This window comes from Methanosarcina sp. A14 (assembly GCF_001729375.1).
GTDB classification, from domain to species: Archaea; Halobacteriota; Methanosarcinia; order Methanosarcinales; family Methanosarcinaceae; genus Methanosarcina; species Methanosarcina barkeri.
Window position 1 is genome coordinate 1 of the sequence record NZ_LZPK01000339.1, and the last position, 9,298, is coordinate 9,298.

The 9,298-nt window shown below is 36.3% G+C and carries 14 protein-coding genes; 9 read left to right on the forward strand and 5 right to left on the reverse strand.

The genetic code is table 11. From position 1 onward, the window contains the following. Positions 1-177 precede the first annotated feature (177 nt). The gene (locus A9239_RS14485) at positions 178-369 is read right to left on the reverse strand and encodes a hypothetical protein (RefSeq protein ID WP_048156390.1); all 192 of its coding nucleotides are present in this window, start codon (positions 367-369) and stop codon (positions 178-180) included. A gap of 151 nt (positions 370-520) precedes the next feature. Between A9239_RS14485 and A9239_RS19695 the strand changes: the two genes are divergently transcribed. The 3 genes from A9239_RS19695 (at position 521) to A9239_RS14495 (ending at position 2,546) form a co-directional block, all read left to right on the forward strand. Further along, a complete protein-coding gene (locus tag A9239_RS19695; protein WP_155400478.1) occupies positions 521-673 on the forward strand; it encodes a hypothetical protein in 153 nt (50 codons plus the stop codon). Between the two features lies 1 nt (position 674). Continuing rightward, a complete protein-coding gene (locus A9239_RS14490; RefSeq protein ID WP_048156393.1) occupies positions 675-1,118 on the forward strand; it encodes a hypothetical protein in 444 nt (147 codons plus the stop codon). A gap of 243 nt (positions 1,119-1,361) precedes the next feature. Then, positions 1,362-2,546 carry an outer membrane lipoprotein-sorting protein gene (locus A9239_RS14495; protein WP_048156396.1) on the forward strand — a complete coding sequence of 395 codons (1,185 nt, stop codon included), beginning with the start codon at positions 1,362-1,364 and terminating at the stop codon, positions 2,544-2,546. Between the two features lie 462 nt (positions 2,547-3,008). On the opposite strand, the gene A9239_RS14500 is transcribed toward A9239_RS14495, so the two are convergent. Beyond that, the gene (locus A9239_RS14500) at positions 3,009-3,311 is read right to left on the reverse strand and encodes a hypothetical protein (protein WP_230668955.1); all 303 of its coding nucleotides are present in this window, start codon (positions 3,309-3,311) and stop codon (positions 3,009-3,011) included. 18 nt (positions 3,312-3,329) lie between these two features. On the opposite strand from A9239_RS14500, the gene A9239_RS14505 reads away from it, so the two are divergent. Beyond that, complete coding sequence (locus A9239_RS14505; RefSeq protein WP_230668957.1) at positions 3,330-3,920, forward strand: M24 family metallopeptidase; 591 nt, start codon at positions 3,330-3,332, stop codon at positions 3,918-3,920. A gap of 77 nt (positions 3,921-3,997) precedes the next feature. Here the strand turns inward: A9239_RS14505 and A9239_RS14510 are convergent, their stop codons facing one another. After that, positions 3,998-4,714, reverse strand: coding sequence for a winged helix-turn-helix transcriptional regulator (locus A9239_RS14510; protein WP_052712937.1), 717 nt, complete (start codon positions 4,712-4,714; stop codon positions 3,998-4,000). 48 nt (positions 4,715-4,762) lie between these two features. Next, positions 4,763-5,224, reverse strand: coding sequence for a hypothetical protein (locus A9239_RS18530; protein ID WP_048156398.1), 462 nt, complete (start codon positions 5,222-5,224; stop codon positions 4,763-4,765). Between the two features lie 196 nt (positions 5,225-5,420). Between A9239_RS18530 and A9239_RS14520 the strand changes: the two genes are divergently transcribed. From A9239_RS14520 to A9239_RS14540, 5 genes are all read left to right on the forward strand, one after another. After that, on the forward strand, positions 5,421-5,852 hold the full coding sequence (locus A9239_RS14520; protein WP_230629014.1) for a hypothetical protein: 432 nt from the start codon (positions 5,421-5,423) through the stop codon (positions 5,850-5,852). Between the two features lie 206 nt (positions 5,853-6,058). Then, positions 6,059-6,598 (forward strand): ABC transporter permease subunit, encoded by a 540-nt coding sequence (locus tag A9239_RS14525; RefSeq protein WP_230669180.1) that lies wholly within the window; start codon positions 6,059-6,061, stop codon positions 6,596-6,598. A gap of 5 nt (positions 6,599-6,603) precedes the next feature. Next, positions 6,604-7,530, forward strand: coding sequence for an ABC transporter ATP-binding protein (locus A9239_RS14530; RefSeq protein WP_230668961.1), 927 nt, complete (start codon positions 6,604-6,606; stop codon positions 7,528-7,530). 627 nt (positions 7,531-8,157) lie between these two features. After that, complete coding sequence (locus A9239_RS14535; RefSeq protein WP_141706480.1) at positions 8,158-8,379, forward strand: hypothetical protein; 222 nt, start codon at positions 8,158-8,160, stop codon at positions 8,377-8,379. 141 nt (positions 8,380-8,520) lie between these two features. Next, a complete protein-coding gene (locus tag A9239_RS14540) occupies positions 8,521-8,907 on the forward strand; it encodes a hypothetical protein (protein ID WP_052712938.1) in 387 nt (128 codons plus the stop codon). A 188-nt stretch (positions 8,908-9,095) separates the two neighbouring features. Here A9239_RS14540 and A9239_RS19965 read toward each other — a convergent pair. Then, positions 9,096-9,298, reverse strand: a 203-nt coding sequence (locus tag A9239_RS19965) for a hypothetical protein (protein WP_218104625.1), incomplete at its 5' end; no start/stop codon positions are given.

A 9,298-nucleotide genomic window follows, 5' to 3' on the forward strand; every position in this document is an offset into this window, starting at 1 on the left:
TTTCAAGTTCTTCATCGGGTGGGCAGGAACCAACGGTATATCCTCCGGTGTCTGCACTGGTTATACCTACTGCGGCACTCAGAACCAGAATAAAAAGTAACATTACCTTCCACATAGCTGGTCTATAATTTGAGTAATTTCGTTATCAAATTCAGATTGTATAATCTTCTGTTCCAGTCACCCTGTATCTTTGTCAACGATTCTAATTTCAGTATCAGGTGAAAGTACTACGGCATAGTTGCTTGAGATTTTCGCTTTTCCCACATTTTCAGCTGCTGTCGCTTTAGTGGCAGATAAAAAAGCAGGATTACCAATATAATAAATAACATCTTTCTTGACATTTTCAACTCCTCTGTTAACACCTATCAAAAGAGCTTACTTAAATTTTATGGTAAAATTGTCCAATTATCTAGCAAATAACTCTATAAATCTTAAAAAAAATTAAATTTAGATTTAATTTATACTTTCAGTTGGATGATTTGGTCACAAATGAATTATAAGAGTAAGTTCCTAGAAAAATATGAACATTAGAAATAATGTTTGGTGGAGCTCAAATTCTCTCTGGAAGGTTTATTCGAACTCCGCATTGCCTGGAGGCATGATTAGTGTTAGCTTTGCGGATATTTCAGGCTTGCTTGATCCTGTCTCTGGAGTAAAGAAAAGAAGTGCATAATATGTGTGAAAAGCAAAAAAGTGAACTCTTAGAGCCAGAAGTTGTTTTATCAGATACACTTATAAATAGTTGCACTAGAGAATATCTAGATGGTACTGGAGACATATATATAAAGTTTACTTCCAAATTATACCAACGTTCTAATGGAAGTCGATACATAAATGTATCATGGTTTGTAAGTGGCTGTCAAACAACTTCTAAAGAATTTCCATTTCCTGCCCCTTGTGAGATGAAAATAACAATTTGGATAAGTGAACCAATTAATTTGCCTGCAATTGTTCACCAGGTTCCAAACTCATGTACAGCTTCTGGGGCAGAGACGATCGATGTACCAGGCAATGGGAATTACAGGACAAACGTGAAATTGGAAGCAAAATGTTACGCATACCTGCCTGTAAAGACTTTAATCGCAATTAGAGAGGGCTCCTGCAATTGTTTTATTTAAACTCAATTTTTGAAAGTTGATGTGTTGAAAAGGCAGCGTTGAGAATCTATTGTGAATTTACACTCCTTCAGATTGGTATTTGGGATTATCTAAGCTATAATATATCAATTTCAGGTTAAAAGGTTAGATTCAAAACCTGGATGGGTGTAAATCTAAATTTATACCTATTATTTAAAAATAAGCTGTGTGGGATTTCCTAGAAGATATAATTAATACAAAATGTCTCTAAATTGGGGTAAATAAATGAAGATTAGTTTCAAAAGACATTTACTGCCCACCTTGTTCCTGATAATCCTCTCAATTTTTATTTCAGGTTGCGCAGAAGAGTCCAGTGCCGAAGAAGTTTCATCTAACACTCAACCCAGTGCTGAAGAAATTGTGTCTAACATGCAGATGGAAATAGACAGTCTCGAAGACTATTCTTTTACTATGTATGTAAGTTCAACTTCAAGGTGGCAGAACCCAGAAGTGCATGAAATTATATGGAAAAAACCCGATCTAATGAAAACGAGTATTTTAAACCCGAATAAAGATACGAAAGTAATTATGGCATCTGATGGAGATTTCCAATGGATCTATAATTCTGAATCCAAGACTGTTTTCAAAACGGAGATTTCTGATGATTTTAATGATTTGAAACTCTTCGAACCTAATGTTTACGCTGAATTTGTAAATGGGATTATTCTTAATGGGAAGCTACCTTCCCTCCTCAGGGCCGAGAACATCGATGGGAAAAACGTATATGTACTTGAGCTTACCCCTTCCGAGAAAAACGAATCGCTCCAATGGAAATCAAAAATCTGGGTTGACGGAGAAAACTGGATGCTCATCAGGTGTGAACTATATGACAATGAAGGAAATCCTTATATTGAGATAGAAATCCGGGATGTGAAATTGAACACTGGAATTCCAGACTCTGAATTTGAATTTAAAGTTCCAGATGGCGCCCAGGTAAAAGTACTTGGACTTGAAGACTTCAAAAGTGAACCTCAAAAAATGACACTTGAAGAGGCAAAAGAGCTTATTGATTTTAAAATACTCACTCCTGAATATCTCCCGGAAGGATACGAATTTAATTATTCAATGGTCTCTTCCAGTATGGATACACCTTATCTAACTTTTGTACATAGTGGTTTCAGCGTTTTTGCAGGGCAGCATTACGAAAAAATCACTCTCGTATATACAAAAGGAGATAATGAAATACGTATCATCGAAGACATTTCTGAAAAAGGTTTACCTGAAACTCAGAATTTTGTAAGTGAAGGAGAAAATATTCTGGTCAATAACATGAAAGGTATGATCTCTCCAATATTTGGTGGAAATATGAAAGCTCTGACCTGGCAAGATGAGGAGCTTGAAGTCACTATCATCTCCTCTCTCGATAAGGCAGAACTACTTAATATAACAGAATCTTTTCCTGAAGCTTAATGAGCTTTCAAAAAAAATGAATAAATGTAAGGCTACAAACTTAGCCTTCCAGTTTTTCTTAAGTTTATTTCCTGAAAACGTATTTTTCTGCCAAGGTATGGATGACTATATTAGCTGCTCAAATTTCCAACTTATTTTAATGAGAAGTCGAAGTGAAGAACTGTAAATTCAAAGATTTAACAGTTTTTAAAGCGGAAAACAACGCTAACAGCAGGCTATGATTGCATATATTCTTTCTGCGCAAAACTTATACTAAGTTAATTAAAAGTAATTTATAGAGCTCGAATTTTTTAGAATGACCATTTGAACTCCACATTGCCCGGAGGCAGGAACATACTGGTTTTAATGGTACAGGCTGTCTCAAATGCAGGCCCCACAGCCTGAGCAAAGGCCTTCATCCCAGACTTTTGACTTAAGGTCAAGGTAACTTTTGCTGATTGGTTTCTGTTCTGCCATTTTTAATCACTCCCAGACGTATTTGCTTGCGAAAGGCCGGCTGCTTGCAGTTCCAATCTGTGTATAGTTTGTGTCCAGGAACTCTGCGGGGTCATACCCGAACTGCTCGCAGAAGTTCTTTATAACTGGAGCAATGCATTCAAGATCGCTTTCGGTAAACTTGAATTTCTTGGCTCCTACTCCGAGTAAGAAATAGTCAACCTCTCCACGGATAATTATTTCCCCGCCGTGGATTCCGCTTCCGATACCTCTGTCTGTCATGGCTTTGTCCTTGCCGATACCGAATACGAGCACGAGGCAACCGGCCATGTATTCTCCAAGGAAGGAATGAGTGAAGTAGACCTGTCAACCGAACTATATTCAGTTATGGTTGAAGAAGGCCGTCACGGATTGTGCCGTTTTGGGATGTTTGATATTGAGATGGTCATGGGAAATGTCTGTTTTGGTGAAATCTCGAGATATCCATCTTACTTTAACGGACCTGGTGGAATGTATGGGATGAGTCCTGCGGTTCCACTGATTGGAAGACGTGACAAAAAACTGAAAAAAGGAGATCTGGTATTCATCGATATCGGATGTGGGGTTGAAGGATATAACACGGATAAAACGACCACATACATGTTTGGATCTTCACTTCCACAATATGCCATAGATGCCCATAATAAATGTGTGGAAATACAGAACGAAGCTGCTTCAATGTTAAAAACAGGTGCGATTCCCTCGAAAATCTACAACAACATAATGAACAATCTAGATTCGGAGTTTCTACAGAATTTTATGGGCTTTGGAAAACGTAAAGTAAGATTCCTCGGACACGGAGTCGGACTGCTAATCGATGAGCTGCCTGTAACTGCAGAAGGCTTTGACGAACCCCTTCAGGAAGGAATGGTATTCCTCTCAAACCTAAAAAAGGAATAGAAAACATTGGAATGGTAGGAATTGAAAATACATTTATAGTAGCCGATAAAGGTGGAGAAAATAAAACTGTTCGAAGTTTATATTTTGAGCCATTTCAGCAACTCCGGCTCCACAGATGGGTTCACAAAATATTTTGTAAACTTGCCTTCTACTTCGGAGGAAATAATATTATCCTCCCTCAATTTTTTTATATGCCAGTGAGTAGTGCTTTTGTCTAAATTCAGCTTTTCTGAGATTTCCTGATTTGTAATCTCAGGATTTTCCAGAATATTAAGGAGTATTTGTTTTCTTGTACTGCCTTTAAGATGTGAGATTATTGTTTTATCGTTGTTTGTGAAAACATTGGAATTTTGAAATACTCTTGTGAACTTTCCTTCCTTCGTTAAAGTTAACTCCTCTTCGGCTTTGAGTGTTTTAATCTGATATCTTATAGATCCCAGACTAATTTTCAGGTTTCTTGAAATTTCAGACGGCGTACACCCTGGCTTCCTCAGCACATAACAAATAATTTTCTTTTGAGTAACATTTTTACTTAGACTCCTTATATGACCAAGAATTATGGGAGCCAGTTTGAATAAGGAAATGAAAGCAGCCAGGTATCCCAAGATATAAGCTACCTTGAATGACAAGGGAAATTCCCAGAAGGTAAGAGTCCTGTCCGCCCCGCTCATGTCAACGGTATCACCCAATTTTTTGAGCTCCTCTTCGGGTGGACAGGGACCAATGGAATATCCTCCGGTATCTGCACTGGTTACACCTACTGCGGCACTCAGAACCAGAATAAAAAGTAACATTACCTTCCACATAGCTGGTCTATAATTTGAGTGATTTCGTTATCAAATTCAGATCGTATAACCTTCTTTTCCGGCCACTCTATACCCGTATACTTGATATTTCCAGGTTCCCGCTTCAATTCCATTTGCATTTTTAATATACAGGCGAGTCCTACCGTTAACTGCTCCATCAGCGTTATCATAATAAGAACCTAGCAACGAGCCGCTAGGGGTATATATCCTGAGCCGTAGTGAATCAGTTGAATCTCCCCAGTTAAGATCCACAACGAGAAGATTTAGACCACTGCTAACTTTTTTCTCATGTAGGTTTATCTCTCCTTGAATAATGGTATCATAAACGGTCAGAATACCTATATCTTTGTCAACGATTCCAATTTCAGTACCAGGTGAGGATACTACAGTATAGTCGCTCGGGGTTTCCGCTTTTTTCACATTTTCAGCCGCTGTCGCTGTAGTGGCAGATAAAAAAAGCAGAGTTATCAATATAATGAATAATATTTTTCTTGACATTTTTAACTCTCCAGTTAATACGTGTCAAAAGAGTTTACTTAAATTTTATGGTAAAATCATCCAATAATCTAGCAAATAGCTCTATAAATTTTAAAAGAAAATTAAATTTATGTTTGAGCATGTTTTCAGTTGGATGATTTGGTCACAAATTAGTTATAAAAGTACATTTTTAAATTGACCATAGTACATTTTTAAATTGGCCATATATCTTGCTGGGTTTTTAAACTCAGCATTTTTAGAATGTGAGAGGATGAAAACCGGGAAGTTATTGTTTATAGGGATACTGATTGGGCTTGTATTATTCGGATTTTTTGAATTTTTAGGGCTTGATCCAACATACGTAGGAATTATAAGTGCGGTTATTGTAGGGACATTGATTGGTAAAAATATAGGCAAGGGCTCGGGGAAGTATGCTTTTTTTACAATATTTACGTATAATCTGATTGACTGGATTTTAGTATTTTTGTTTACCTCCGATGGAAAGCTTGCGTTACAATATGGGGGTATAGCTTTGTCTGCTCTCATCGGCTTTGTGCTCATTATGATTTTTTTCTATTCAATAATCGGGTTCTTTGGAGCATTTGTTGCTTCCAGCCTGAAAAGGAATAAACAGGATGAAGGATTATGAATTTTTATGAAGTACAGGTTATTGGGGAAGATGAAACATTTAGGGGTTCAAAAAGTAGATATGTATGGCTTTTTGGTGGAATTTTTATCTTTCTTTGTTTCCTGGCATTGCACTATAGTACTTATATATCCTTTTTATTTTCAAATTCAGAAGGTGTCCCATATACTTTAATTTCATATCTGGTGGTGTTGTCTGTCGGACCTTTTATGACTTTGATAGCATCTTTTGATATAGTAAGCAGTGAAACTGAAACCGGGTCGGTGAGATATATTATCTCCAAAGTCCACAGATCATCTTTTATCTTAGGAAAGTTTTTCTTTCTTTTTCTGGTATTTATCATCATTTCCACTGGAATTGCACTTATAAACCTGATATACCAGTATTCTGCAGTTAATTCTTTTCAGTTAGAAAACGTCGTTTTGTTCTGGATTTCTTCAAGCCTTTATCTTGGGTGCTTCATAAGTATTTTTTTATTCATCTCAACACTGTCCGCAAACAACAAAATTTCATTTACAATGTCTGTAGTTTTTCTTGGAATTTTGATATTTTTTATTTCACAGGGAAATGAAAGTTATCTAAAATATATTACTCCTTTTTTTTACGGGATTAAAAATATGGAGTTCATGAAAGGCTTCCCGGTTGAAGCTGGATATCTTACGGTTTTTGAAAGCCTGTTTTCAATGTTCCTGTACATACTGGTTTTTTTGTCCATGAGTTTGGTAGCTATTAAAAGGAGGGATTTCTAATTACTGTGGCTATTTCTACCAAAAACCTGTCCAAAAAATACGGCTCTCGCTTTGTCCTAGAAAGTCTTTCCCTGAATGTAGAAAAAGGAAGCATTTATGGCTTTTTGGGCCAGAATGGTGCCGGAAAAACAACTACAATAAAATTACTTTCAGGGCTTTCAATACCTACGCAAGGACAAATTTTTGTTGATGGTATGGACATGTCTTCCGAATCAGGAAAAGTTAAACAGGTTCTGGGCCTGGTCCCACAGGATTCGGGCTTTTATGATGAACGGACAGCCTTAAGCCATATGATATATTACGGGAGATTAAAAGGCCTGAGTAAAAAAGAAAGCCTGGAACAATCAAGGGTTTTACTGGATCAGGTTGGGCTTGGAAATGAGATGTTCAAAAAAGTAGGCTATTTTTCCCATGGCATGAAAACGCGGCTGGGAATTGCACAGGCTCTTTTGAATAGCCCAAAAGTACTGATTCTTGATGAGCCTACTAATGGTCTCGACCCTGTTGGAATCCGGCAAATCCGACAAATTCTTTTTGAATGCAATAACAATGGGATTACGATATTTCTTTCATCTCATAATCTTCTGGAAATACAGGAGATTTGTACCTATGTCGGAATTCTGGATAAAGGCAAGCTTATCGCCGAAAGTACAATTGAAAAGATCCGCCATATTGAGTCAAGTGGAGTAATTACAGTTGGAGTTTACAATCTATCTTCTGAAATAGTTCATTTAATTGAGAGTCTGGAGTTTGTCATAAAAACTGAACTGAAATCCGAACATACCCTTGAAATTTTCGTAAATTCCAATAAAGATGTCAAGCCGGAAATTAACAGATTAATTGTTGAAAGTGGAGGTCAGGTTTTTAAACTTATAGAAAATTCTCTCTCGTTGGAAGATGCGTTCTTTGAAGCTACCGGAATAAAATTTTAATTTTGGGTAGACAGTCCATCTTCATTTTTGCTTATATATCTTCAGCCTCTTGATGCTGGTTCAGATAGGATTTCTACAGAGCCGAATGAAGGCTAATTAATATTTGGAATGGGGAATTATGATAAAGAAATAGGGTCCTTCCAAATCAGTATTAAAACTAAGGGCATACAATGCTTATTTTAGCATGAAAGTACGGAATAAAACTGGCTTCCAATGCTCCTTTTGATTTTCTGCTCCTTATCAAATTTAGGCCTTCAACAACAATTCACTGATCAGTTTAGCGATGGTTTGAAAAAACATAGTTAGGACAACCTTACTACCCAGGGTAATGACGAGATAGATAGGCAAAAAAGGGTGAGGTGAAAAGTACTTTCATTTCTTTGTGCCTGTTATTCGAAGAATATCATGTGCGTTTAGATGATAGGTATGCATTTAGAGTTTCCCCAATTAAGGTACACTCTAAAAATCAATTTTTTAGAGAAATAATCGTATCCTCTTCAAATTTAATGTATTTTCGACCACATAAAAAATATAATAGTTGTTCCATTTTCCCTTATCATATTTTGGAGTAAAAAATGGAACTTGAAGCTTTAAAACAATCGCTGTCTTCATTGGATATCAATCCTGATGAAATTAAAGATGAAAGATATTGCCAATTCTTTTCACATTTTGTTTGCTATCATTGAAAAGCAGAATGAAGAGATTGAATTCCTCAAGACAGAGAACCAGAAACTTCGAGATGAAATCAACTTACTCAAAGGTGAACAAATCAAACCTAAGATTCTTGGTTCTAAAAAGAATGAAGACCTTTCTTCTGAAAAAGAAAGACGAAATAGAGACCATCTATAGGGAAAAGAACCTAAATCTAAACTGGACAAAGTAGAGGTTCATCGAACTGAAATCTGTAAAGTTGACAGATCTATTTTACCTGACGATGCGTATCCTAAAGGTTATAGGGATGTAATAGTTCAAGATATATCCATAAACCCTTTGAACACCAACTACAGGATAGAGATATTTTATTCTCCTTCGGAACATAAAACGTATTCAGGTGAACTTCCAGGTAGTATAAAGGGTGAATTTGGTCTTGGAATCAAATCTCTGATAATCACTCATAACCATGTTGCTAATGTTTCAGAGCCCAAAATACATGAGTTTCTAGAAAATATTGGTGTTCATATATCTAAAGCCACTATTTCTCGAATCTTGACAAAAGATATTGATATATTTCATCAGGAGAAAGCTGATATTTTTCTGGAAGGTCTTAAGGCTACGCCTTATCAGCAGATTGATGATACAGGTGCAAGAGTCAATGGTGTCAATTATTATACTGAGATTCTTTGTAATCCTCCCACTTTCCACAGTAAATTTTCGTAAATTCATATTTACCCGCTATCGGTTTTCAATTAAACATGGATTTATTGGACTTTTACACAGTAAGCAAAAGCCCTATGTAGTGTATTTAGAGACCAGAAAATGATATCAATCAATTTTCACAACTTTCTGCAAATAGTCTAAATTAATCATATCTCTTGCAAAAACGCTATCAGAAAAATTGGTGATTTTCAAAAAAATACTGTGGAATGTGGGATGAACCTCTCCAGGAAGGAATGATATTTGCTCTCGAACCCAAAAAGGAATTGAAAATATAGGAATGGTAGGAATTGAAAATACTTTATAGTAACTTCTAAAGGTGGATAGTTTATTACAGGAGAAAATCCGGGACTTATTCCTGTGTTTTGAATAATTATAGTCACCATTTTAAATA

Coding starts and splice junctions, on each gene's coding strand:
- A9239_RS19695 (WP_155400478.1), top strand. CDS start 521: ATGAACATTAGAAATAATGTTTGGTGGAGCTCAAATTCTCTCTGGAAG.
- A9239_RS14490 (WP_048156393.1), top strand. CDS start 675: ATGTGTGAAAAGCAAAAAAGTGAACTCTTAGAGCCAGAAGTTGTTTTA.
- A9239_RS14495 (WP_048156396.1), top strand. CDS start 1,362: ATGAAGATTAGTTTCAAAAGACATTTACTGCCCACCTTGTTCCTGATA.
- A9239_RS14500 (WP_230668955.1), bottom strand. CDS start 3,311: ATGGCCGGTTGCCTCGTGCTCGTATTCGGTATCGGCAAGGACAAAGCC.
- A9239_RS14505 (WP_230668957.1), top strand. CDS start 3,330: ATGAGTGAAGTAGACCTGTCAACCGAACTATATTCAGTTATGGTTGAA.
- A9239_RS14510 (WP_052712937.1), bottom strand. CDS start 4,714: ATGTTACTTTTTATTCTGGTTCTGAGTGCCGCAGTAGGTGTAACCAGT.
- A9239_RS18530 (WP_048156398.1), bottom strand. CDS start 5,224: ATGTCAAGAAAAATATTATTCATTATATTGATAACTCTGCTTTTTTTA.
- A9239_RS14525 (WP_230669180.1), top strand. CDS start 6,059: ATGACTTTGATAGCATCTTTTGATATAGTAAGCAGTGAAACTGAAACC.
- A9239_RS14535 (WP_141706480.1), top strand. CDS start 8,158: ATGAAATTAAAGATGAAAGATATTGCCAATTCTTTTCACATTTTGTTT.